The following is a 22,900-nucleotide window of genomic DNA, read 5'->3' as shown; positions in this document are numbered from 1 at the left end:
CCCGCCTGCACGTGCAGCGGAACGCGCTACCGCCGATGGCTGGTTGCAAGTCGGTTGACCTGCGGCTTTGCGGCAGGTTGCGGGACCGAAACTAGGGCCCGATCACTCAGCCCCGCCGCGACCGGACCGATCTGAGCGGCCGGAGGTGGATCGTGGCTCGCAGAGCACTGTTGGACCGGATGCGGCGCGTCGTCGACGACGTCGTTGTCTTGGCTTCGCTGGTACTGCTGGTGTGGCCCGCGGCGAACGCTGCGGACACAACGCTGACGGCCCGGCTGGTGCCACTGGCCGCGGCCCTCTGCCTCGGCATGGCGATGCTGCTGGTGGCGCCGGATCGGCCGTTGGTGCGTTTCGCGCCGACCGCCGCGGCGCTGACCGTGAGCGGCATCCGGCACATCCAGGGTGAGCTGGCGCCGGGCGCAATCTGGCTGCTCCTCGGGATGGCCGTGGCGGTGCTGATCCGCCGCTGGTCCGGGGCCGGCACCGACGTGGCGATCATCCACGATCTGACCACGCAGCGCGCGCTGCTGGCCCGGCAGGCCTACCGCGACCCGCTGACCGGGGTCGGCAACCGCAAGATGTTCCTGGAGCAGGCCGAGCACGTGCTGGCCGAGGCGAGCCGGACGATGACCGCGGTGATCGTGGTCGACCTGGACGGCTTCCGCGAGCTGAACGACCTGCACGGCCACGAGGTCGGCGACAACCTGCTGCGCGCCGCGGCCGAGCGGCTCGCCGCGAACGTCCGCGCCAACGACACCGTGGCCCGTCTCGACGGCGACGAGTTCGTGGTGCTGCTGCCCGGCCTGGAGGACGAGCAGGCCGCGTTCGCGGTGGCCGAACGGGTACTGCTCGAACTGCACCGGCCGCTGGAGGTGGACGGCATCACCATGCACGTCCGGGCCAGCGCCGGCGTGGCGATCACCCCCGGCGGCGACGGGATCGACCTGGTGCTGCGCGAGGCCGACCAGGCCCTGCACCGCGCCAAGCTGGACGGCGGCGGCGCGGCCCGGCGGTTCGACCCGGCACTGTTCGCCCTGGAGGAACAGCGCCGCAAGGCCGAGGGCGACATCATCCGCGCCCTGGACGAGGGCCAGTTCGAGGTGCACTACCAGCCGATCGTCGACCTGGACGGCGAGCAGACCGTCGGCGTCGAGGCGCTGGTCCGCTGGCAGCACCCGGAACGCGGCCTGGTCGCGCCGATCGCGTTCCTGGAGATGGCCGAGTCCCTCGGCCTGCTGCCCCGGCTCGGCGGCTGGGTGCTGGAGGAGGCCTGCCTGCAGGCGGTCCGCTGGCAGCGGCAGTTCCCCGGCTTCGAGATGAACGTCAACCTGTCCGCGTCACAGCTCAGCAACCCGAACCTGGTCGCCGAGGTCCGCGGCGTGCTGGAGCGCACCGGCCTGGAGCCGGAGCACCTGGTGCTGGAGCTGACCGAATCGGTCGCGCTGACCGACCTGGTGGAGTCGGCACGGGTGCTCACCGACCTGAAATCGCTCGGCGTGCGGATCGCCCTCGACGACTTCGGCACCGGCTTCTCCTCGCTCAGTCATCTGAGCGCGCTGCCGGTGGACGTCGTCAAGATCGACCGGTCCTTCGTGCAGGCGATGCCGGAGAGCGGCGGGGCGTCGGTGGCCGAGGCGGTGCTGCACATCGCGCGGACCTTCAACCTCGCGCCGGTGGCCGAGGGTGTCGAGGACGCCGCGCAGGCCGAGTGGCTGCGAGACCTGGCGTGCAGCCGGGCGCAGGGCTACCACTTCGCCCGGCCGATGCCCGCCCTGGGCGTCACCGAGCTGCTCGACAAGCAGGCCGACAAGGAGATCCCGCTGGCCGGCTGACCCGCTTCCCGAGCGACGGCCTTCCGAGGGACGGCTGGTGAAGGGGCTTTTACCAAGGCTTTTACAGCGGCGGCAGATCGATATCGGTCTCCAGACGATGGCCGGCGGCGGTCACCCGGAACACCGGGTGGCCGTCGCCGTACGCCTTGGCCAGGGCGCCCAGCGCCTGCTGCCGGGCCGCCTCGTCGTCGTCGGCGAGCGCCAGGTTCCACGCGCAGGCCACCGTGTCCGGGTGGTCGGCGCCGCGGACCACCCGGGACCGGCGCAGGGTGTCCGCGGCCAGCTCCCGGGCCGGCTGCGCCTCGCCGGCCGCGAACAGGTCGCCGGCCAGACCGTTCGCGCAGCTCAAAGCGAACGGGTGGTCGGCGCCGACGCTGCGCCGCAGCCCACCGAGCACCTCCTCGTCGATGGTGCGGGCCTCGGCGAACCGGCCGGAGGCGCGTACCACCCCGGCCAGCCCGGCGGAGGCGGCCAGCGTGAACGGATGCTCGTCGCCGAGCACCGCGTGGAACCGGATCACCGCACGTTCCAGCAGCTCGTGCGCGTCGTCCAGGTCACCGGCCGCCCGGGCGCAGTTGGCCAGCGACACCGCGGTGGCCAGCGTGTCGACGTTCAGGTCACCGAACCGCTGCCGGCAGGCGGCCAGATTCGCGGTGGCCAGCTCCCGGGCCGCCGGATCACCGCGCCGGTGCGCCGCCATCGCGGTCAGCCGCCCGGCCCAGAGCGCGAACGGATGGTCCTGCGCGACCTGCTCGGCGTGCCCGGCCAGCACCCCGCCGACCCCGGCGTAGTCGCCCAGGCCGAACAGGTCGTAGGCGAGCGCGGCCCGGGACGCCAGGGTCTCCGGGTGGCCGTCCACGAAGATCGCCTGCCGGTGCCGCAGGGTCTGCTCGTCCAGCGCCCGGGCACCCCGGAAGTCGCCGATCAGCCGCAGGTCGATGCCGAGGTTGTTGGCACAGCGCAGCGCGGTCGGGAAACTCTCGCCGAAGAGCCTGCGGTAACGCACCAGGTTGTCCGCGTCGAGCTGCCGGGCCTGGCCGAAGTGGCCCTGCATCCGCAGGTCTCCGCCGACGCTGTTCGCGGTGGCCAGGGTGGCCTCGTCGTCGGCGCCGAACACCTCCCGCTGGGTGCGCAGGGTCTGCAGGTTGAGGTTGCGGGCATCGGCCGCGCGGCCCACCGCCCGCAGCGCGTTGGCCAGGTGGAACGAGGCGAGCAGGGTCTGCTCGGCGGACTCGCCCAGCGCGTCGCGCCAGCGGGCCACCGCGGAGGCGGCCAGCTCCCGGCTGGAGTCGTAGTCGCCGCGGGCGAAGTGGAACCGGATGCAGTTGATCACCAGCTGGCGGATCTCCTCGGCGTCGCCGCCGAGCAGGTCGGAGTGGATCAGGTGCGGGGCCAGCTCGGCGTACCGGTACCAGCCGGCCGGGTTGTCCGGGTCGCCCGGGTCCGCCGCGGCGAGCATCCCGCGTACGGTCCGCAGCAGCTCCGCGTGCCGTTCCGAGCTGAGCTCCTGGCCGGACATGCCGCGGATCAGCGGGTGCACGGTGAGCCGCTCACCGGACGGGTCCAGCCCGGCCAGACCGAACCGGGCGATCCGCCGCATCGCGGTCCGCAGCCGGCGCTCCACCCGGACGGTGCGGGCCACCTCCGGCTCCAGCGGCAGGGTGCGCGCCGCCCAGAGCAGCTGCCAGGAGATCGGGGCGCTGGCCAGGAACGTGCACAGCTCGAGCAGCACCCGGTCGGCCGGTGCGGCCTCGCCGAGCGCGCCGGCGGCCAGCCCCCAGGCGACCCGGATCGGAGTGGGGAAGGCGAGCTCGGCGGAGTGCCGGTCGAACCGGTCCAGATATTCGCTGACCGGCCAGCCGGTAGCGGTACGGACCGCGGCGGCCAGGTCGAGCGCGATCGGCACGTCGCCCAGCCGCTCGGCCAGCCGGTCGGCATCGTCGGCGGAGAGCTCCGGCGCCCGGCTGCCGAGCAGGTCGAGCGCGTCCGCCCGGTCGAACACCGGCACCGGCAGGGCCTGCGCCACCTCGGCCGTCCAGCGCGGGTTGCGGCTGGTCACCAGAACGTGCCCGGCGCCGGAGGGCAGGTACGGCATGATGTCCTCGGGCCGGTTCGCGTTCTCGAAGACGACCAGCCAGTGCCGATAGGGCTCGCCCCGGCTCAGCGCGTCGCGGACCGCGCCCAGGGTGCGGTTGAGGTCGCGCGCCTCGGGTAGCCCGAGTTTCTGGGCCAGCCCGGCGAGCGCGGCGCGCATCCCGGCGTTCTGCTCGGCCGGGATCCACCAGACCAGGTCATAGCTGTCGGCGTGCCGGTAGGCATACTCGACCGCCAACTGGGTACGTCCCGTACCACCCAGTTGATGGTCAGGACTGGGCAGCAACACCACCGGACCGTTGCCGAGCAGGCCACGCACGCGGGTCAGGAGTTCCTCACGGCCTACGAAGCGGGGATTGCGCGGCGGCAGACCGCCACGGATCGGCACACCGTGCTCCTCACGTGTTGGTGATGCCGATTACCGTACGTGGAACCCCCGCAACAGCAAAGCGGGCACACGCCCGGCGAGACGGAAGGCCCCCGGTGATCGAACAAGTGACGAGCCTGGATGCCGACGGTGGCACCACCACCGTCTCGCTGCGTGGCGAGATAGACGTGCTCACCGTCGAACAGGTGCGGGTGGCGCTGAGCGAGGCGGTGGCCGGCCGGCCCCAGCAGATCGTGGTGGACATGGCCGACGTCGCGTTCATCGACTCGACCGGACTGGGCGCGCTGATCTCCGGCTTCCAGCGGGCCCGCGACCAGGCGATCGCCTTCCAGCTGGCCCGCCCGACCAGCAACGTCCGCCAGATCCTGGTCCTCAGCGGCCTGATGGAAGTGGTCCAGGTCACCCCATAGCTTCCGGATGGTGGCTGGCTCTCAGGGGTGTCTCCGCGCTGCGGAGACACCCCTGAGGCACAGCCGGGACCTTGCGGCGCGCTGCGGTCGCTCGCTGCGCGGACGTCGCGCGAGACCATCACGGGACTCGGCTTGTAGCCTGCGGGCGGGCGCTCCATATTCGTACCAGATATGGCGGACCGTGAGGGTCAGGCCTTCGCTGCGGGGACCGCCAGACCTAGACCCGGAGCGATCGGTTTGAGGTGTTTGCCGGCGAAGAGCATCAGGCTCAGCAGGGAGGCGAGCAGGGCCAGGGCACCGGCGCCGTACCAGGCCCAGGTGTAGGCGCCGAGCTGGTCGCGGACCAGGCCCGCCGCGGTGGCGGCGATCGCCGCGCCGAACTGGTGCGAGGCGAAGACCCAGCCGAAGACGACCGGGCCGGCGGCGCCGAAGTACTCGCGGCAGAGGGTGACCGTCGGGGGCACGGTGGCGACCCAGTCCAGGCCGTAGAACAGGATGAAGACCAGCATGCTGGGGTGCGCCGTCGCGGCCAGGATCGACGGCAGGACCAGCAGCGACAGGCCGCGCAGCGCGTAGTAGCCGCCGAGCAGGATCCGGCTGTCGACCCGGTCGGTGAGCCAGCCGGAGGCGATCGTGCCGACGATGTCGAAGACGCCGACCAGGGCCAGCAGGCTCGCCGCGGTGGTGTTCGGCATGCCGTGGTCGTGCGCGGCCGGGATGAAGTGCGTGCCGACCAGGCCGTTGGTGGTCGCCCCGCAGATCGCGAACCCGCCCGCGAGCAGCCAGAACGCCCGCGTCTTGGCAGCGTCGCGGAGCGCGGTCAGCGCGGTGCGGGCGGCGTTGCCGGTCGGCTTGGCCGGCACCTCGGTGACCCCGCCGAGAGCGGTCACCCCCAGGTCCACCGGGTGGTCCCTCAGGCGCCAGAGAATCAACGGTACGACCAGGAGCGCGACCACCGACACGGTGATCGCCGCGGTCCGCCAGCCGTTCGACTCGACGATCCGGGACAGCACCGGCAGGAAGATCAGGTTGCCGGTGGCGCCGCCCGCCGTGAGCACGCCGGTGACCAGGCCACGGTGCTTGACGAACCAGCGCCCGGTGATGGTGGCCACGAAGCCCAGCGCGAGCGAGCCGGTGCCCAGCCCGACCAGCACACCCCAGCAGAGCAGCAGCTGCCAGCTGGAGTTCATCCACACGGTCAGCCCGGAGCCGAGCGCGACCAGGCCGAGGGCGACGGCGGCCACCCGGCGGATGCCGAACTTGGCCATCAGCGCCGCGGCGAACGGCGCGGTCAGGCCGTAGAGCAGCAGGTTCACCGAGACGGCGGCGGAAATCGTGCCGAGGGACCAGCCGAACTCGTTGTGCAACGGTTCGAGCATGACGGACGGCGTGGACCGGAAGCCGGCCGCGCCGATCAGCGCGATGAACGCGACCGCGGCTACCGACCAGGCGGGATGCAGGCGAAGTCTCACGATCATGATTCTGCTGATCTCGGCACGTCCGCACGAGTGGCCGGAAGGCCATCATGCGCAAGAATCGAGCCATGACTCCGCATGTGATCGCCATCCTGGTCATGGACGGCGTGGTCCCGTTCGACCTCGGTGTCCCCGCACAGGTCTTCGGCTCGTCACGTACCGGGCCTGAGCGCACCCGCCTCTACGAGCTGCTCTACTGCGGCGAGGGCACGGTCCGCACCGAGGCCGGCTTCTCGGTCACCCCGGACCATCCGCTGAGCGCCGCCGAGCGGGCCGACACCATCCTGATCCCGGGCATCCACGCCGGCGGCCCGGTCACCGACGGCACCCTGCCCGAGGCGGTCCGGGCCACGCTGCTGTCCGCGGGCGCGCGCGGCGCCCGGATCGTGTCGATCTGCACCGGCGCCTCGGTGCTGGCCGCGGCCGGCCTGCTGGACGGGCGCCCGGCCGCCACCCACTGGGCCTGGGCGAAACGGATCGGCGGGCTCTACCCGCAGGTCGACTGGGACTTCGACGTGCTGTTCGTCGACGACGGCGACGTGCTCACCTCGGCCGGGGTGGGCGCCGGGGTGGACCTCTGCCTGCACATCGTGCGCGGCGACCACGGTGCCGAGGTGGCCAACGCGGCGGCCCGCCGGTGTGTGGTGCCGCCGTGGCGTGACGGCGGCCAGGCGCAGTACATCGAACGCCCGGTGCCGCCCGCGGCCGGCGCCGGCACCCAGCCGACCCGGGCCTGGGTGCTGGACCGGCTGAGCGAGCCGGTCACCCTGGAGTCGATGGCCGCGCACGCCCGGATGAGCGTGCGCACGTTCACCCGCCGGTTCCGCGACGAGACCGGCTCGAGCCCCCGGCAGTGGCTGCTGCGCCAGCGGGTCGAGCACGCCCGCCTGCTGCTGGAGTCGACCGACCTCGGTGTGGACGTGGTGGCCCGGCGCGCCGGACTGGGCAGTGCCACCGCGCTGCGGCAGCACCTGCACGCCACGATCGGGGTGGCGCCGTCGGCATATCGACGGACGTTCCGGCACGCGGGGTAGCGGCTCAGTTTTGCGGCGGGATGTCCGATGGAGGGGTGTATAGCCTGTGCCGCCGCGCTTGAGGATTCCATGGATCAGACCTTCCGACCGCTGCTCGATGCGCTGAAGCAAATCGGCATCGATCCGCACGCGATCGACGCGGCGGCTGAGGAGGCACAGCGCAGCGGCCGGCCGGTACGCGCGGTTCTGATCAATGACCAGGTGGTCACCGAGGAGCAGCTGACCCAGGCCGCGGCGGCCGCGTTCGGGATCAACACCCTGGACCTGGTCGGCTTCACCCCGGACCCGACCGCACTCAAGCGCATCCCGCTGCCGGTGGTGCTGCGCCACCGGGTGCTCGGCCTGGCGATCAACGACGGCGAGCTGGTGGTCGGCGTGACCGACCCGGCCGACGTGGTGGCGCTCGACGACGTCCGGGCGGCGACCGGCATGACGGTCCGCCCGGTCGTGGTGGCCCGCAGCGAGGTCCGCCGGATCATCGAGAAGCTGCAGCGGGAGGACAGCGACCTCGGTGACCTGGCCGACGCCGGGCTGAACGAGTCGGCCGGCATGGCCACGCAGCAGAACAGCGCGGACGACGCCCCGATCGTCCGGTACGTGAACAGCCTGATCGAGCAGGCCGTCATGAACCGGGCCTCCGACCTGCACCTCGAGCCCACCGAGGACGACATGCGGGTGCGTTACCGGATCGACGGCGTGCTGCACGAGGTGGATCTCGTGCCGCGGGGTGTGACGGCGGCGCTGACCTCCCGTATCAAGATCATGTCGGGCGTCGACATCACCGAGAAGCGGATACCGCAGAACGGCCGGATCACCGCGCTGATCCGGGACCGCACCGTCGACCTGCGTACCGCCACGCTGCCGACGGTCTGGGGCGAGAAGATCGTGCTCCGGGTGCTGGACACCGGCGGCATCGACCTGGACATCGCGAAGCTCGGCTTCACCCAGCACAACCTGGACCGGTTCTCCGCGTCGTTCACCAAGCCGCACGGGATGGTGCTGGTCACCGGCCCGACCGGGTCCGGCAAGTCGACGACGCTCTACTCGACCCTTGGCCGGATCAGCAAACCCGAGGTCAACGTGATCACCGTCGAGGACCCGGTCGAGTACCGCCTGCGCGGCGTCAACCAGGTCCAGGTGAACGCGAAGGCCGGACTGACCTTCGCGGCGGTGCTGCCGGCCATCCTGCGGTCCGACCCGGACGTCGTGCTGATCGGTGAGATCCGGGACGGCAACACCGCGCAGATCGCCGTCGAGGCGTCGCTCACCGGTCACCTGGTGCTCTCCACGCTGCACACCAACGACGCGCCCGGCGCGGTCACCCGGCTCACCGAGATGGGCATCGAGCCGTTCCTGGTCGGCTCGTCGCTGGACTGCGTGCTGGCCCAGCGGCTGGCGCGACGGCTCTGCGACTGGTGCAAGGAGGCGTACACGCCGACCGAGCAGGAGGTGCTCGGCGCCCGCTGGCCGCTCGACGACCTGGCCTTCCCTGAGGTGCTCTACGGCCCGGTGGGCTGCCGCAACTGCGCGAACACCGGATACAAGGGCCGGATCGCGATCCACGAGGTGATGCCGATCAGCCCGGAGATCGAATCGCTGACCATCCGGCGGGCCTCCTCGGGTGAGATCCGCGACGTCGCGGTCGCCCAGGGCATGTACGACCTGCGCGCGGACGGCCTGGCCAAAGCGACCGGCGGTCTGACCTCGGTCCGGGAGGTGTCCCGAGTCGCAGTCTGACGGCACCCGATCCGCTACTAAACCTGGTCCGTCCGGTGCCGATTCAACAAACGTCGGAACGTAACGAAAGGGCGGGAACAGTGAACACGATCGAGCACGAGGTGCGGCCGGAGACGGGCGCCAACGCGGACGACCTCGCCGTGCTCGACCAGATGCTGGTCACGCTGGTCGAAGCGCGCGGCTCGGACCTGCACCTGACCGTCGGTTCCCCGCCGATGATGCGGGTGGACGGCGGGCTCCGCCCGATCCCCGGGTACGGCAAGCTGAACGCCGCCGACACCGAGCTGCTGGCGCACGCCGCGGTCAGCCCGGCCCAGTGGGAGACGTTCCAGCGCGAGCAGGAGATGGACTTCGCGCACAGCATCGTCGGGGTCTCCCGCTTCCGCGGCAACCTCTACAAGCAGCGCACCTCATGCGGCGCGGTCTTCCGGGCCATCCCCCACAAGATCAAGCCGCTGGACGAGCTGGGCATGCCGGAGTCGGTGGGCCGCTTCGCCCACCTGCCGCGCGGCCTGGTGCTGGTCACCGGCCCGACCGGGTCCGGAAAGACCACCACGCTGGCCTCGATCCTCGACCTGGCCAACCGCAGCCGCGCCGACCACATCATCACCATCGAGGACCCGATCGAGTTCCTCCACCCGCACAAGCGCAGCATCGTGAACCAGCGCGAGGTGGGGTCGGACACCGAGACCTTCGCCAGCGCGCTCAAGCACGCGCTGCGGCAGGACCCGGACATCATCCTGGTCGGTGAGCTGCGGGACCTGACCACCACGTCGACCGCGCTGACCGCGGCCGAGACCGGCCACCTGGTGCTGGCGACGCTGCACACGCAGAGCGCCACCCAGACCATCGACCGGGTGATCGACATCTTTCCGCCGCATCAGCAGCTGCAGATCCGAGCGCAGCTGGCGGCCAGTCTCCAGGGTGTGATCACCCAGGCGCTGGCGCCGAAGGCGGACGGCAAGGGCCGGACGGTGATCTGCGAGATCCTGACCGCGACGCCGGCCATCCGGAGTCTGATCCGGGAGGGCAAGTCGCACCAGATCCCGTCCTTCATGCAGGCCGGCAGCAACGAGGGCATGCTCGCCTTCGATCAGCACCTGGCCGAGAAGGTTCGGGAAGGCGTCATCACCATGCAGACCGCCACCGAGATCAGTCACTCGCCGGAGGAGCTCAAACGGCTCGTCGGGCGGAGCTGACGATGGCCAACAACAAGACGTTCGCGTACAACACCGTCGACGCCTCGGGCAAGAAGGCCAAGGGGACCATCGAGGCCCCCAACGAGGCGGCGGCCACCCACATGCTCAAGCAGCGTGGCGAGACGCCGCTCGGCCTGATCGAGGCCGGGCAGGGGCTGCAGCGCGAGCTGAAGATCCCCGGGTTCGGCAACAAGGTCAAGCTCAAGGAACTGGCGGTCTTCGCCCGGCAGTTCGCCACCATGACCTCGTCCGGCATGTCGCTGCTGCGCTCGCTGTCGATCATGGAAGAGCAGACCTCGTCGCCGGCACTGAAGAAGGCGATCGCCGAGGTCGGCGCGGACGTGTCGGCCGGCAACGGGCTCTCCACGTCGATGGCCAAGCACGACCGGATCTTCCCGCGCCTGATGATCGCGATGATCCGGGCCGGCGAGACCGGCGGCATGATCGACAAGGCGCTCGAACAGATCGCCGACAGCCTGGAGAAGGACACCGCGCTCCGCGGCAAGATCAAGAGCGCGCTGACCTATCCGGCGATCGTGCTGGGCTTCACGTTCGTACTGATCGCGGCGATGTTGATCTTCATCGTCCCGATCTTCGAAGGCATGTTCAAGAATCTCGGCGGCGAACTGCCGGCGATCACCCAGTTCCTCGTCACGACCAGCCACAACATGTGGTGGATCGGGCCGCTGGCGCTGAGCATCGGGTTCGGCACGGCGATCGCCTACAAGCGGCAGCTGCGGGCCAGCGCCGACTTCCGGCTGAAGGTGGACAAGCTCAAACTCCGCATGCCGGTCTTCGGCCAGCTGTTCCAGAAGCTCGCCATGAGCCGGTACGCCCGGAACCTCGGCCTGCTGCTGAACGTCGGCGTGCCGGTCATGCAGGCCCTCGCCGTGGTCGGCGAGACCACCGGCAACGAGGTGATCAACATCGCCATGCAGGACATCCAGGGCACCGTGCGCAACGGCCAGCCGATGTCCTCGGCGATGCGCAATCACAAGGTTTTCCCCGCGATGGTCACGCAAATGATCGAAGTAGGGGAAGAAAGCGGTCAGATCAGTCAGATGCTCGACAAGGTTGCCGACTTCTACGACAGAGAAGTCGACAGCGCCGCCGAGTCGCTGGCCGCATCGATCGAACCGATCATGGTGCTCGTGATGGGCGCCGTGGTCGGCGGCATGGTCGTCTGCCTCTACCTGCCGATGTTCACGATCTACCAGAACATCCAGTCGAGCTGACCCCGGCGTGCGAAGAAGCACGCGAGGAAATACCCGGCCGCTCCCGACGGCCGGAGGCACCGCCCCGGGCACCCGAGCCCGACACTCCCTTCCCCGCTCCACCCCTCTTCGCCCATGGAGGCACCCCACCATGCACAACGTCATCGACCGCATGATCGCCAAGCAGGCCGAGCTCCGCGCCAAGAAGGACGACGAGGGCTTCACCCTCATCGAGCTCCTGGTCGTCGTGGTCATCATCGGCGTCCTGGTCGCGATCGCCGTGCCGGTGTATCTGAACTACCGCCAGGGTGCGGCGGACAAGTCGGCCCAGTCCGACGTGCGTGGCGCCATCAGTGCGATCGAGCAGTACTACACCAGCAACGGCAACGCGTACCCGGCCGGCACGCTCAGCAGCATCACCAGCGGCTCGGGCACCAGCGCGGTGACCGACACCAAGGTCGACCTCAAGGTCGGCACCACGGTGGTCGGCACCATCACGGTCTCCGACAAGACCCAGCTGACCTACGTCTACATCACTGCCGACGGCAGCTACGTGCTCTGCGCGACCAACGCCGGCGGCAGCGGCAAGGTCTACGTGTACAAGAGCGTCAACGGCGGATCGGTCAAGACCGCCAGCGGCGTCACCGTCGCCCAGACCGCCTGCACCGGCGCCTGATCCACCCAGCAGTGACCGGGTGGCGCCACCACGGTGGCGTCACCCGCCCACGTCCGCCGGAGAGGAGCATGAGATGCCACTGGCCCCGCTGCTGGTCATCGCCGGAGTGCTCGGTCTCGCGATCGGCTCGTTCCTGAACGTCGTGATCCACCGGGTGCCGCGGGACGAGTCACTCGTCCACCCCGGCTCGCACTGCCCGAACTGCGGCCACACCATCCGCAACCGGCACAACGTCCCGGTGCTCGGCTGGCTGCTGCTGCGCGGCCGGTGCGCGGACTGCAACACCCCGATCAGCGCCCGGTATCCCCTGGTAGAGGCCGGCACCGCCGTGTTGTTCGTCGCGGTGGCAGCCCGGTTCGGCTGGTCCTGGGAACTGCCCGGTTACCTCTACCTCGCGGCCATCGCGATCGCCCTGGCGCTGATCGACCTGGACGTGATGCGGCTCCCTAACAAGATCGTCCTCCCCTCGTACCCGGTGGCCGTCGCCCTGCTCGTCCCGGCCGCGCTGCTCACCGGCGATCCGGGCGCGTTGCTCCGCGGCGCGGTCGCGGCGGTCCTGCTCTACCTGCTCTATCGCCTTCTCGGCGCGTGGGGCATGGGCGGCGGCGACGTGAAACTCGCCCCGCTGCTCGGCTTCTACCTCGGCTGGCTCGGCTGGGGCGCGGTGGCGATCGGCGCGTTCGCCGGCTTCCTGCTCGGTGGCCTGGCCGGCGCGGTCCTGCTGCTCACCCGGTCCGCCGGGCGAAAGAGCCGGATCCCGTTCGGGCCGTACATGCTGGCCGGCGCTTTCCTCGCGGTCTTCGCCGCGGTGCCGATCAGTGACTGGTACGGCACGTTGCTCAGCGCCTCCGCGTACTGACCGATAGCCCCCGTAAGAACCGCGGCACGAAGGGAAACCGATGGCTGGCGCAACACCGATCGGGCTGGACATCGGCTCGTCCTCGATCCGGGCTGTCGAGGTCCGTCGCACCAAGGACGACTACTCGCTGATCAACTTCGGCCAGATCCCGCTCGAGCCGGGCACTGTGCACGGCGGCGTGGTGCAGGACCAGGCGGCCGTGACGAGCGCGCTCAAGCAGCTCTGGGCCGCCTCCCGGTTCGGCACCAAGCGGGTCACCCTCGGCGTGACCAACCCGCAGCTGGTGGTCCGGGAGATGTCGATCGCGAACCTGCCGCCCAGCCAGATGCGCCAGGCCCTGCCGTTCCAGGTCAAGGACGCGCTCCCGCTCGCGGTCGAGCGCTCGCTGCTGGACTTCTACCCGCTGGAGCAGCCCGGCGACAACCCGAACGTCCGGGGTCTGCTGATCGCCATGCCCAAGGACGCGGTGCTCGGCCTGGTCCAGGCGGTGGAGAAGGCCGGCCTGCACGTGACCGGCGTCGACCTGGCGTCGTTCGCCCTGCTGCGCGCCGCCTCCCGGCTGGACGCCCAGGTCGAGGCGATCGTCGACATCGGGGCGGACATCACCAGCGTGGTGGTGCACGCCGACGGTGAGCCGCTGTTCGTCCGGACCCTGCCGCGCGGCGGCTCGGAGATCACCGACAGCATCGCCACCCGGCTCGGCGTCCCGGCCAACGAGGCCGAGGAGCTCAAGTGCCGGTACGGCCTGCACGGCGACGGCAACCCGGACAGCGTGGCCGCGATCGCCGACGCGGTCCGCCCGCTCGCCAGCGAACTGCGCAGCTCGTTCACCTACCTGGCCTCCGGCGAGCGGCAGAAGCAGGTCACCCGCCTGGCGCTGTCCGGCGGCGGCGCGCTCATGCCCGGCCTCGCCGAGCACCTGCAGGAGCAGCTCGGCATCGGGGTGATGTACGCGGACTGCACCTCCCGGCTGCGCGACACCCGCCGGGCCCGGGAGCGCGGGTTCGACAGTTTCGTACCGTCGGCGGCCGTATCGATCGGCCTGACCCTGGGAGCCGCCCGATGACCACGACCGCGCTGATGCCGGTGGACCCGGCGGCCTCACCGCAGCATGCCACCCGCATCCTGCCCATCCGGGCCAATCTGCTGCCCCGGGACATCAGCGACGGCCGGCGGGCCCGGCGCACCCGGACCGTCGTGCTGATCGCTGTCGTTCTGGTCCTGGCCATGCTCGGTGGCTGGTACTGGAACGCGACAACGACGAAGCGGGACGCCGAGTCGGAGTTCGAGGACGCCACCCGGCAGGTGGCCGCGGTGCAGCGGCAGCAGAACCAGTACACCAACCTGACCACCACGAAGAACAGCAACACGGTGATGTCGGGTCAGCTGGCCAAACTGATGGCGAACGATCTCTCCTGGCAGATCCTGCTCGACCTGGTGCGCTCGACCGGGGCCGAGGCGGAGGCGCAGACCACCGAGATCGGCGGCGAGATGTCGACCACCCCGACCGGCGGCGACGAGATCGGCACCCTCTCCATCAGCGGCAACGCGCCGGACAAGAAGGCGGTCGCCAAATACATCGAGCTGCTCGCCAAGCTCAAGGCTGACGGGATCGCCGACCCGTTCGTCACCTCCGTCTCCGGCACCGACAGCGCCGAGGACGAGTCCGGAACGTCCACGGTCAGCTTCGAGCTGACCGTCTCGATCACCGACAAGGCACTCTGCGGCAAGTTCAGCAAGATCAAGTGCTCGTCCGGAGGTAACTGATGGGCGCGCTGCGCTCCGACCGTATCTGGCTGTTCGGCGGCCTGGCCCTGATCGCGCTCCTGGTCGTCTCCGGCTGGTTCCTGATGATCAACCCGAAGTACGCCGAGGCGTCCGACGTGCGCAGCCAGGCCGAGGACACCACCACCCAGCTCTCCAAGCTCAAGAAGCAGCTGGCCGATCTGAAGGCGGACAACGCCAACCTGCCCGACTACAAGGCGACGCTGGACACCTACAACAAGGCGCTGCCGACCAGCGACAGCATTCCCGCGTTCCTCCGGCAGCTGCAGACCATGGGCACCGAGCTGCACGTCGACGTCAACGCGTACACGGCCTCGGGCCGGAGCACGTCCAAGGCAGTGGCCACGGTCGAGGAGCTGTCGATCGCGCTCAGCGCGACCGGCGAGGTCGACAACATCAGCAAGCTCGTGAAGCAACTGCAGAACACGCAACCGCGGGCGGCGCTGATCAACTCGGCGACGCTGACGGTCAACGGTGTCAAGGCGGACGGGTTTGCCGGCAGCGAGCTGTCCCTCGCGCTGACCGTCTTCCGCAACGTCGCCACCACGACCACCGCGGTGACCACCACCAACTAGACCGGCGCGGCCGGGCCGCCACGGGGCGGCCCGGCCGGCCTCACATCGCGAGCAGCGCCGGGCACGCCTCGAAGGCCGGGCGGCGGATCGCGTACCGGGTCAGACCCCACCGGCGTTCGCTCTGGTCCAGCTTCGCCCGGATCTCACTCTCCGTCCCGGCCAGGGCATAGGGGGTCGCGGCCATCTCCGCCTCACTGATCTCCGCGCTCTCGGCCCATTTCTGGTACGTCGCCCCGGCGTCGTCGGTCACCTCCACGTAGTGCACCAGCGCTTCCACCGGAGTCCCGCCGGCCAGCTCGACCTGCGCGTCCACCTGGTCCGGCCGGAACCGCGCGGCGTGCATGTGCCCGTCCTCAAGGGTGCGGCCCAGCCCGGACAGCCCGATCAGGTCGGCGTGCCCGGCCGCCCAGCGCAGCAGCCGGGTGTTCCCGCCCCCGAACAGCAGCGGCACCTTCTCCTGCACCGGGCGCGGCTTCGCCAGCCCGTCACCGGCCAGCATCCGTACGGTTGCCTCGGCCACCGCGATGCAGTGATCCACCCGCGCGGCAACGCCGGGGCGCACCCGCCCGACGGCGGCCCACTCGGCCGGGGTGTGCCCGGCGCCGATCCCGAGCACGGCCCGGCCACCGGAGACCACGTCCAGGGTGGCGACGTCCGCGGCGACCAGGATCGGTTCCCGGACGCCGGCGTTCACCACGTACGACCCGAGCCGGATCGTGCTCGTGACGGCGGCGGCCGCGGCCAGCGCCACGAACGGCGCCGCGCAGCTGCCCGGGTGGTCGGCGACGTAGAGGGTGTGGAAGCCGGCGGTCTCGGCACGCCGGGCCAGGTCGAGCCAGTCCGCGGCGTCGGTGGGCTGTGCCTGCAGGGAGAAGGTGGCCATGGGCGGATTCTGCCGAGCCGTCCGGTCGTACGCCGCATTCTTCTGCCGATGGCAGACGCGGTCCGCAACCGGACCGCAACCGAAGATATCTGCTGCACGGCAAACATTTGCCGATCGGGACCTACATGAACCAGAACCTGATCCTGATCGCCGACGACGACGCCGACGTCCGGGACCTGCTCACGGTCAGTCTGGAGTCAGCCGGATACCGCGCGCTCGGCGCGAAGGACGGCCAGGCCGCGGCCCGCATCCTCACCCGGGCCCAGCCGATCGGCATGATCACCGACGTGCGGATGCCGGCCATGAACGGCATGGAACTGTGCCAGCTGGCCCGGAGCACCCCGGCGACCCGGGACATGGCGATCCTGATGGTCTCCGGCAACGGCCACGCCTACGACGTGGACGCCGGCCTGATCTCCGGCGCGGACGGCTACCTGACCAAGCCGCTCACCCCGACCACCCTGGTCGCCGAGCTGCAGGCCCTGATCAGCCGCCGCCACCTGGCCGCCTGGCCGGTCAGCCGAACCGGCCGTTGACGTAGTCCTCGGTGCGCGGGTCGACCGGCGCGCCGAACATCTGCCCGGTGTCACCGGCCTCCACGATGTGCCCCGGCGTGCCCTGCTCGGCCAGGAAGAACGCGCACCGCTGGGAGACCCGGGCGGCCTGCTGCATGTTGTGCGTGACGATCACGATGGTCACCGCCTCGGCCAGCTCGGTGATGGTCTCCTCGATCCGCCGGGTTGAGGTCGGGTCGAGCGCCGAGCACGGCTCGTCCATCAGCAGGACCTTCGGGCGGACCGCCAGCGAGCGCGCGATGCAGAGCCGCTGCTGCTGACCGCCGGAGAGGGCGCCGCCCGGCTGGCGCAGCCGGTCCCGTACCTCTTTCCACAGCCCGGCCCGGGTCAGGCACTCCTCGACCAGGCCGTCCCGGACGCCGCGGGGCGCCCGGGTGCCGGTGAGCTTCAACCCGGCCAGCACGTTGTCGTAGATCGACATCGCCGGGAACGGGTTCGGCTTCTGGAACACCATCCCGATCTTGCGGCGCGCGTCGGTGACCCGCACACCCGGGTGGTAGATGTCGTCGCCGGCCAGCCGTACCTCGCCGGCCAGTGACGCGCTCGGCACCAGCTCGTGCATCCGGTTCAGGATGCGCAGGAACGTGGACTTGCCGCAGCCGGACGGCCCGATCAGGGCGGTCACCTGCTGGGCCGGCATGGTCAGCGAGACCCGGTCCAGGACCTTGTGGTCGCCGAACCACGCGGACACCGCCTCGGCCTCCAGGGCCAGCGCGTCGGACCGCGGGACGGGGGTCAGAACGGCGGATTCGGTCATCGGTGGCTCCTCGATCAGATCAGGTTGGGCAGCAGACGGGTGACCTGGCCGGCGACCAGCAGGCCGAGCAGCGCCAGAACCGGTACGCCGATCAGCCAGGCGTGCCAGGGGCTGAGCCGCTGCCGGACCCAGGCCAGCGCGAGCGCCGCGACGAACAGCAACTGTCCCCAGAGGACCAGCGGGATCAGGGCCATCAGCTCGATGCCCATCATCAGGTCGGCCGGCGGCAGCAGGGCGGTGGAGATCGCCAGGGCCGGTGTCTCCCGCACGTCGGAGGTGAGCTTCGCGTCCACCCGGAGCACGTCGTCCGGCAGGTAGGCGGCTCCGTCGGCGGTGATCAGGGTCAGCCGGCCGGCGCCCTCGGCGAGCGCGGGTGGCTGCGGTTCGCCGGCCCGGCGGACGCTGATCACCTCGTACGTCTGCTCGCCCTGCCCGGTGATCACCGTGATCCGGTCGCCGCCGGCCAGGTCGCCGATCCGGGCGAACGGCCCGCCGTAACCGGCCCGGCGGCCCATCAGGATGCTGACCCCGGCCTGACCGGGCAGTACGGTGTCGCGCCGGTGCCCGGGCCCCCGGGTCAGCACCCCGCCGGTGGTGCCCTCGAACACCACCTCGCGCACGCCGATCGCCGGGATCGCGATCACCGCCACCGCGGTGCCCTCGGCCAGCGGCGCCGTGCCGTCGGGGCTTAGGTGGCCGACCGGCGCGACGGCCAGGGCCAGGTCGGAACGGAACGTCGCGTACGCCACCGTCTGCGCGCGGTCGTGCCCGAGCGAGCCGAGCACGGTGAACTGCGCGAGGAAGCCGAGCAGGACGGCGGCCAGGATGGTGAGCGCGGTGCCGGTCAGCCGGGCCCAGAACGGTCCCGGCTGCGGCGCCGGCTCGGCGGCCGGTGGCGGCGGGGGTGGTTCCGGTGCCGGTGCGGGTGTGGGCGCCACGACGGCCGGGGGCGCGGGCGGGGCCGGCTCGACCGGGGCGAGCGTGGTCGTCACGGGTCCTCCTGGGGTGTCACGGGTGGCGGGAACGCCGGCCGAAGCGGCGTCCGGTCTCGAAGGCGAGCAGGACCGTGGCGAGGCCGGTGACCGGCAGCCACCACGGGAACGACCGGGGCACGGCCGCCGGTGAAGCGGCTGGTAGAGCGGCTGGTATCGCGGCCGGTGCGGCGGTCGAAGCGGTCGCGCCGCTCTGATAGGAGGTCGGCGAGGTAAACACCAGCGCGCCGGTGTACTGCGCGAACACCGCCCCCTTGAACGAGTCCACGCAGGACACTGTCACGTCGTACCGGCCGCTGAGCGCGGTGTGGTTGTCGGTGGCGAAGTCGGCCATCGTCTGCGCGAACCAGACGTCGAAGCCGGCCGTCCGGGACATTCCGGCCGCGGTCGGCGCGGTCACGATCTGCCCGTCCGGCGGGAAGCCGTGGCCGCGCGCGGTCGCGTAGAAGCCGTCCGCCGGTGCCGGGCAGCCGCCCGAGGTGTGCACCTTGATCGCCGCCAGGGCGATGCTGGCCGCAGGCGTGAAGGTGACCGTGCCGGTGGCCGGTGCGGCGCCGGCCGGCGACGGCGTTATGGTCAGCAGCGTCGCGGCGAGCACCGCCAGCGCACGCTCAGGCCGCGGCACTCGGTACCACCGGGGCGGCCGGGGCGCGGCGACGGCGGCGCCGGATCAGCAGGCCACCGGTCACCAGCGCCGCCAGCAGCAGCGCCAGGGCCAGGGCGGTGGTCCACGAGACGGCCCAGAAGCCGTACTCCCGGGTGACCGCGCTGAGCTGGAGTTTCTGGTCGTCGGGCCGGGCCAGCGGGTCGGCGTGCACGGCGCCGGTCAGCCACACGGCGGGCAGCGCCCCGGTGACCTCGGCGGTGATCGTGACCGCGTCGCCGGGCAGGATCTCGGCCACGTCGGCGACGCCGTCGGCCTCCCGCTTGCCGCCCCAGAGCGTGCTCACGCTGACCTTCTGGTGGGCGCCCAGCCGGACGTTGCCGGTGTTGCGCACCAGGTAGGTCAACGTGGTCCGGCCGGTCTTGAACGGGTTCCGGTCCGGGTGGTACGTCGCGGTCAGCTTCTCCACGGTCAGCCGCGCCGACAGGTCCCCGCTGACACGCAGGTAGACCCGCGAACCCACCCGCTGGTCCACCGCGACCCGGTTGCCCTTGGCGTCGGTCTGCACGGTGGAGACCGACGCGACGATGCCGGCGGTGTGGTCACCCGGTGTGGCGGTGGCCGGGACGCGCAGGGTGAACGGCACGATCGTCCGGCCGCGGGCGGGCACCGTCACCGAGCCCTTGGACACGGTCACCCAGGCGCCCGCGTCGTCCGACTTCGTGCTCGCCGCGAGCAGGTCGAAGCCGCCGCCGCTGGTGGTGAACGCGTCGCTGGCGTAGACCCGTACGGTGATCGGTTTCAACCCGGCGTTGGAGACCTCCACCTGGTCGGTGAGTACGCCGCCGGGTGTCGCCGCGTACGCGAAGGTGGACCTTTTGTCCGGACCGGTCTTGCCGGTCGGGCGGACCCCGAAGGTGACCCGGCCGTCGGAGGCGGCCGGCGCCGCGACCGCGGGGCCGGCGAGCCCGAGCCCGATGAGGATGCCGAGCAGTGCCGTGACCGCACGCCGCATGGTGACCGTCCTTGACGCAGAGGGACTTGAAACAGATGAGCCGGAGGGGGTGGTGCGGGACGGCCCCGGGGCCGTCCCGCACCGGGAGGTGGGTCAGATGGCGGTGATGGTCAGCGTCGCGGTGTAGGTGCCGGCCACGGTGGTGGTCGGCGCCTGCAGCGACACGTCGGCGGTGACATGGGCGGTACCCATGCCCGCGCCGCGGCCGGCAACCGCGAGGGTGCGGGCGCTGGCCAGGCCGAGGCCGGCCGGGGCGGCCGCGCCCGAGGCGATCGCGTCGGCCGGGTCGACCTTGGTGCCGGCGGTCACGGTCTGCGACGCCGACTTGTCGAGCACCTTCGGCGACCAGCCGAGGTTGGCCGCGTTGATCGAGTGGTTCGAGCCGTCGGAGAAGTCCGAGACCTGGCCGGAGACGTTCCAGCCGAAGTCACCGGCCCGGGTGTCGGTGACGGTCAGGGCGTTGAGGCTGCCCGAGGTGGTCAGCCTCGCGGCGTCGGTGGTGAGCGCCGGTGCCGGGAGCACCACCGGGGTGCTGTTCGCCACGCTGATCGTCAGCGCGCCGCTCTCCACAGTGGTGGAGATGGTCTGCGAGGCGCTGCCACCCTTGAACGGGGTGACGGTGAGCGCGACCGAGCCCGACTCGGAACCGGCGAACCGGGTCGCGTCGGCGGGCACGAACCGGGCGGTGAAGCCGTGGTCGCCCTCGGCCAGGCTGCTGGTGGTCAGCGTGGCGGTGCCGCCGGCCAGGGTGACCGGCGCGCCGAGGTCCTTGCCACCGTCGGTGAACTGGACCTTGCCGGCCGTGGTGGCCGGAGTCACCGACGCGGACAGGGTGACCGGCGAGAACTTCTCCGCCGAGCCCTGCGGGTTGACCGCCAGCGCGGTGCTGGTGGTCTGCGCCACGCCCGCCGTGACGACCAGGGTGGCCGCCGCCGAGGTGGAACCGGCGACGCCGGTCGTGGTGCTGGTGAACACCGCGGTGAGCGAGTGGTCGCCGGCGGTCAGCGCCGACGTCTTCAGCTCGGCGGCGCCGGCCGCGACGGTGACCGGGCTGCCCAGGTTCGCGCTGCCGTCCTTGAACTGCACGGTGCCGGCGGCGGTAGCCGGGGTGACGGCCGCCTTCAGGGTGACCTCGTCACCGGCGGTGACCGGGCCGGTCGGGGCGACGGTGAGCACCGTCGTCGACGCGGTCGACTGGTTCGGGTCGGTGGTCGTCCACGCGGTGGCCGTGGTGAAGAAGAAGGCTCCGCCGAACGTGCCCTTGACCACCTGCGCGAAGCCGTCCACGCAGCTGATCACGAGGTCGTACTGGCCGGGCACGATGACCGTGCCCAGCTCGGTGGCGGCGTCCTTGAAGCTGACGCCGAGCTGGACGTCGAACCCGGAGGTGGTGGAGAACCCGACGTCCTGCGGCTGGGCGATCAGGTAGCCGTCGGCGAACTTGCCCGGGCCGTACAGGTAGGCCCAGTAGGAGTCGGAGTCCGTCGAACAGCCGGCCGAGGTGTGCACCTTCGGGCCGGAGGTGTCGAGGCCGGTGGCCGGGGTGGTGGTCCAGCTGCCGAGGGTTCCGGCGGCCGGGGCTGCCTGCGCCGCCGCGCCGAACGGCAGGACCAGGGCGGTGGCCGCGACGGCGACCAGGGCGCCCTTGGCGGTACGGGATGTGAGCTGCATCGGAGTCGTCTCGCCTTCGGTCAGGGGGTGCGCAGCAGGGTGTCGCCGCAGGACGTGTGCGGCGCGAAGCCGTACTTCTTGATCGTGTTGGCGTTCGCGCAGACCTTCGACGTCGGGCCGACGAAGACCGAGGCGTACGCCTCAGTGGTCAGCCGCGCGGTCGGAACGACGTTGTAGACGTCCCGGGCCATCGTCGAGGCGGTGTTCAGCACGGTCGGCGCGATGCCGTCGAGCTGGCCGAGCACGGTCTTGCCGTGCACGTCGGCGACGACCACGGTGGTCTGCGCCAGGTACTGGGCGATCGAGTACGGCACGATCTGCTTCGGGTCGGTCAGCAGGATGCCGTTGTTCTCCTGGAGCGCCACGCCGGTCGCGTCGGCCTCGCCGATGCAGGTGTGGTTCGCCGTCTGGGTGAACGTGGTGGCGTCGGTGAAGCCCAGCGACTTGAGGAAGAAGCTGCGGGTGCCGGAGCCGAACTGCGGGAGCATCGGCTTGAAGGCCGTGCCACCCGCGCAGTTGTAGATCGTGGTGAGCTGCGCCTTGGTGAGCTTGCGCGAGATGGTGCTGTCCGACCGGACCGCGTAGGTCACGGCGTCCACCGCGAACGGGATGTAGGTCAGGTTCTTGCCCGGGTACGACGACGCGTTGTTGCTCGACGACCGCGCGAAGTCGAGGCAGCCGTTGTTCGCGTCGAGTGACGCGACCAGAGCGGTGACACCGGCGCCCGAACCGGCGGGGCGCTTCAGCGTGCAGCCGGTCTCCTTGGTCTTGATGTCCTCCGAGCCGAACGCGTCGTAGGAGGCGATCTGCTTGTTGCCGGCGGTGTCGGTGACCAGCTCCGACAGCCCGTTCAGGACACCTTCGGTGGTGTCCGAGCCGACACCGGCGAGCGTGCGATAGGTGGGTGCACCAGAGGGATCGGCCTGAGCCGGGGAGGCGGTCACGGCGAGTGCCGCGACGAGCCCGACCCCGACCATGGCCAGGAACCGTTTGTTCTGCACTGCGGCTATCCTTTTCTCTGCGTTCGCGAGCCGGACAGTCGTCCGGCCGCACTTGCGCCGGCAGCTGCGAACTGCCGGTGCTGTGGCCAGGAGTTACCGCTCCTGGCCACAGACGTCTTCGGGG

21 protein-coding genes are annotated in these 22,900 nt (G+C 71.1%); 12 read left to right on the top strand and 9 right to left on the bottom strand.

Annotation, left to right across the window (positions count from 1 at the left end):
* The first annotated feature begins 152 nt into the window (after positions 1–152).
* Positions 153–1,832 (top strand): putative bifunctional diguanylate cyclase/phosphodiesterase, encoded by a 1,680-nt coding sequence (locus Apa02nite_RS11660; RefSeq protein ID WP_203825063.1) that lies wholly within the window; start codon positions 153–155, stop codon positions 1,830–1,832.
* Between the two features lie 61 nt (positions 1,833–1,893).
* Here the strand turns inward: Apa02nite_RS11660 and fxsT are convergent, their stop codons facing one another.
* Complete coding sequence (fxsT, locus tag Apa02nite_RS11655; RefSeq protein ID WP_203825062.1) at positions 1,894–4,314, bottom strand: FxSxx-COOH system tetratricopeptide repeat protein; 2,421 nt, start codon at positions 4,312–4,314, stop codon at positions 1,894–1,896.
* A gap of 95 nt (positions 4,315–4,409) precedes the next feature.
* Between fxsT and Apa02nite_RS11650 the strand changes: the two genes are divergently transcribed.
* Positions 4,410–4,724, top strand: a complete 315-nt coding sequence (locus Apa02nite_RS11650; RefSeq protein ID WP_067689029.1) for an STAS domain-containing protein — start codon at positions 4,410–4,412, stop codon at positions 4,722–4,724.
* Positions 4,725–4,912: 188 nt separating this feature from the next.
* Here Apa02nite_RS11650 and Apa02nite_RS11645 read toward each other — a convergent pair whose 3' ends face one another.
* Positions 4,913–6,202 carry an MFS transporter gene (locus Apa02nite_RS11645; RefSeq protein ID WP_203825061.1) on the bottom strand — a complete coding sequence of 430 codons (1,290 nt, stop codon included), beginning with the start codon at positions 6,200–6,202 and terminating at the stop codon, positions 4,913–4,915.
* Positions 6,203–6,249: 47 nt separating this feature from the next.
* On the opposite strand from Apa02nite_RS11645, the gene Apa02nite_RS11640 reads away from it, so the two are divergent.
* The 9 genes from Apa02nite_RS11640 (at position 6,250) to Apa02nite_RS11600 (ending at position 15,278) form a co-directional block, all read left to right on the top strand.
* Complete coding sequence (locus tag Apa02nite_RS11640; protein ID WP_203825060.1) at positions 6,250–7,233, top strand: GlxA family transcriptional regulator; 984 nt, start codon at positions 6,250–6,252, stop codon at positions 7,231–7,233.
* Positions 7,234–7,302: 69 nt separating this feature from the next.
* Positions 7,303–8,970, top strand: a complete 1,668-nt coding sequence (locus tag Apa02nite_RS11635) for a GspE/PulE family protein (RefSeq protein ID WP_203825059.1) — start codon at positions 7,303–7,305, stop codon at positions 8,968–8,970.
* An 80-nt stretch (positions 8,971–9,050) separates the two neighbouring features.
* On the top strand, positions 9,051–10,169 hold the full coding sequence (locus tag Apa02nite_RS11630; RefSeq protein ID WP_239164258.1) for a type IV pilus twitching motility protein PilT: 1,119 nt from the start codon (positions 9,051–9,053) through the stop codon (positions 10,167–10,169).
* Between the two features lie 2 nt (positions 10,170–10,171).
* Positions 10,172–11,404, top strand: a complete 1,233-nt coding sequence (locus Apa02nite_RS11625; RefSeq protein WP_203825058.1) for a type II secretion system F family protein — start codon at positions 10,172–10,174, stop codon at positions 11,402–11,404.
* A gap of 130 nt (positions 11,405–11,534) precedes the next feature.
* Positions 11,535–12,059 (top strand): prepilin-type N-terminal cleavage/methylation domain-containing protein, encoded by a 525-nt coding sequence (locus Apa02nite_RS11620; RefSeq protein ID WP_203825057.1) that lies wholly within the window; start codon positions 11,535–11,537, stop codon positions 12,057–12,059.
* A 73-nt stretch (positions 12,060–12,132) separates the two neighbouring features.
* A complete protein-coding gene (locus Apa02nite_RS11615; RefSeq protein WP_203825056.1) occupies positions 12,133–12,918 on the top strand; it encodes a prepilin peptidase in 786 nt (261 codons plus the stop codon).
* 40 nt (positions 12,919–12,958) lie between these two features.
* Positions 12,959–13,984 carry a type IV pilus assembly protein PilM gene (gene pilM, locus Apa02nite_RS11610; RefSeq protein WP_203825055.1) on the top strand — a complete coding sequence of 342 codons (1,026 nt, stop codon included), beginning with the start codon at positions 12,959–12,961 and terminating at the stop codon, positions 13,982–13,984.
* The gene (locus Apa02nite_RS11605) at positions 13,981–14,685 is read left to right on the top strand and encodes a PilN family protein (RefSeq protein ID WP_203825054.1); all 705 of its coding nucleotides are present in this window, start codon (positions 13,981–13,983) and stop codon (positions 14,683–14,685) included. The genes pilM and Apa02nite_RS11605 overlap by 4 nt, the downstream gene beginning before the upstream one ends.
* A complete protein-coding gene (locus tag Apa02nite_RS11600; RefSeq protein ID WP_203825053.1) occupies positions 14,685–15,278 on the top strand; it encodes a type 4a pilus biogenesis protein PilO in 594 nt (197 codons plus the stop codon). The genes Apa02nite_RS11605 and Apa02nite_RS11600 overlap by 1 nt, the downstream gene beginning before the upstream one ends.
* Before the next feature lie 40 nt (positions 15,279–15,318).
* On the opposite strand, the gene Apa02nite_RS11595 is transcribed toward Apa02nite_RS11600, so the two are convergent.
* Positions 15,319–16,161, bottom strand: coding sequence for an LLM class flavin-dependent oxidoreductase (locus Apa02nite_RS11595; protein ID WP_203825052.1), 843 nt, complete (start codon positions 16,159–16,161; stop codon positions 15,319–15,321).
* 125 nt (positions 16,162–16,286) lie between these two features.
* Here Apa02nite_RS11595 and Apa02nite_RS11590 point away from each other — a divergent pair, with 125 nt between their 5' ends.
* Entirely contained in the window at positions 16,287–16,697 is a 411-nt protein-coding gene (locus Apa02nite_RS11590; protein ID WP_203825051.1) for a response regulator, read from the top strand.
* On the opposite strand, the gene Apa02nite_RS11585 is transcribed toward Apa02nite_RS11590, so the two are convergent.
* The 6 genes from Apa02nite_RS11585 to Apa02nite_RS11560 all read right to left on the bottom strand — a co-directional run bounded on the left by Apa02nite_RS11585 (position 16,678) and on the right by Apa02nite_RS11560 (position 22,776).
* Complete coding sequence (locus tag Apa02nite_RS11585) at positions 16,678–17,493, bottom strand: phosphate ABC transporter ATP-binding protein (RefSeq protein WP_203825050.1); 816 nt, start codon at positions 17,491–17,493, stop codon at positions 16,678–16,680. The genes Apa02nite_RS11590 and Apa02nite_RS11585 overlap by 20 nt on opposite strands.
* Positions 17,494–17,507: 14 nt before the next feature.
* Positions 17,508–18,485 carry a sortase gene (locus Apa02nite_RS11580; RefSeq protein ID WP_203825049.1) on the bottom strand — a complete coding sequence of 326 codons (978 nt, stop codon included), beginning with the start codon at positions 18,483–18,485 and terminating at the stop codon, positions 17,508–17,510.
* A 16-nt stretch (positions 18,486–18,501) separates the two neighbouring features.
* Entirely contained in the window at positions 18,502–19,110 is a 609-nt protein-coding gene (locus Apa02nite_RS11575; RefSeq protein ID WP_203825048.1) for a hypothetical protein, read from the bottom strand.
* The gene (locus Apa02nite_RS11570; RefSeq protein ID WP_203825047.1) at positions 19,097–20,104 is read right to left on the bottom strand and encodes a WxL protein peptidoglycan domain-containing protein; all 1,008 of its coding nucleotides are present in this window, start codon (positions 20,102–20,104) and stop codon (positions 19,097–19,099) included. The genes Apa02nite_RS11575 and Apa02nite_RS11570 overlap by 14 nt, the downstream gene beginning before the upstream one ends.
* Before the next feature lie 93 nt (positions 20,105–20,197).
* Positions 20,198–21,775, bottom strand: coding sequence for an Ig-like domain repeat protein (locus tag Apa02nite_RS11565; protein ID WP_203825046.1), 1,578 nt, complete (start codon positions 21,773–21,775; stop codon positions 20,198–20,200).
* Positions 21,776–21,795: 20 nt separating this feature from the next.
* Entirely contained in the window at positions 21,796–22,776 is a 981-nt protein-coding gene (locus Apa02nite_RS11560) for a hypothetical protein (RefSeq protein ID WP_203825045.1), read from the bottom strand.
* Positions 22,777–22,900: the final 124 nt, after the last annotated feature.

Source organism: Actinoplanes palleronii, assembly GCF_016862315.1.
GTDB lineage: Bacteria > Actinomycetota > Actinomycetes > Mycobacteriales > Micromonosporaceae > Actinoplanes > Actinoplanes palleronii.
Note: the sequence above shows the minus strand (reverse complement) of the source record. Positions and strands in the feature narration are given on the sequence as shown.

Bases quoted from the DNA above. Each gene is read 5' to 3' on its own strand.
- Apa02nite_RS11565 (WP_203825046.1), bottom strand. From the start codon at position 21,775: ATGCAGCTCACATCCCGTACCGCCAAGGGCGCCCTGGTCGCCGTCGCG.
- Apa02nite_RS11615 (WP_203825056.1), top strand. From the start codon at position 12,133: ATGCCACTGGCCCCGCTGCTGGTCATCGCCGGAGTGCTCGGTCTCGCG.
- Apa02nite_RS11620 (WP_203825057.1), top strand. From the start codon at position 11,535: ATGCACAACGTCATCGACCGCATGATCGCCAAGCAGGCCGAGCTCCGC.
- Apa02nite_RS11590 (WP_203825051.1), top strand. From the start codon at position 16,287: ATGAACCAGAACCTGATCCTGATCGCCGACGACGACGCCGACGTCCGG.
- pilM (WP_203825055.1), top strand. From the start codon at position 12,959: ATGGCTGGCGCAACACCGATCGGGCTGGACATCGGCTCGTCCTCGATC.
- Apa02nite_RS11635 (WP_203825059.1), top strand. From the start codon at position 7,303: ATGGATCAGACCTTCCGACCGCTGCTCGATGCGCTGAAGCAAATCGGC.
- Apa02nite_RS11645 (WP_203825061.1), bottom strand. From the start codon at position 6,202: ATGATCGTGAGACTTCGCCTGCATCCCGCCTGGTCGGTAGCCGCGGTC.
- Apa02nite_RS11595 (WP_203825052.1), bottom strand. From the start codon at position 16,161: ATGGCCACCTTCTCCCTGCAGGCACAGCCCACCGACGCCGCGGACTGG.
- Apa02nite_RS11570 (WP_203825047.1), bottom strand. From the start codon at position 20,104: ATGCGGCGTGCGGTCACGGCACTGCTCGGCATCCTCATCGGGCTCGGG.
- Apa02nite_RS11585 (WP_203825050.1), bottom strand. From the start codon at position 17,493: ATGACCGAATCCGCCGTTCTGACCCCCGTCCCGCGGTCCGACGCGCTG.
- Apa02nite_RS11625 (WP_203825058.1), top strand. From the start codon at position 10,172: ATGGCCAACAACAAGACGTTCGCGTACAACACCGTCGACGCCTCGGGC.
- Apa02nite_RS11640 (WP_203825060.1), top strand. From the start codon at position 6,250: ATGCGCAAGAATCGAGCCATGACTCCGCATGTGATCGCCATCCTGGTC.
- Apa02nite_RS11600 (WP_203825053.1), top strand. From the start codon at position 14,685: ATGGGCGCGCTGCGCTCCGACCGTATCTGGCTGTTCGGCGGCCTGGCC.
- Apa02nite_RS11605 (WP_203825054.1), top strand. From the start codon at position 13,981: ATGACCACGACCGCGCTGATGCCGGTGGACCCGGCGGCCTCACCGCAG.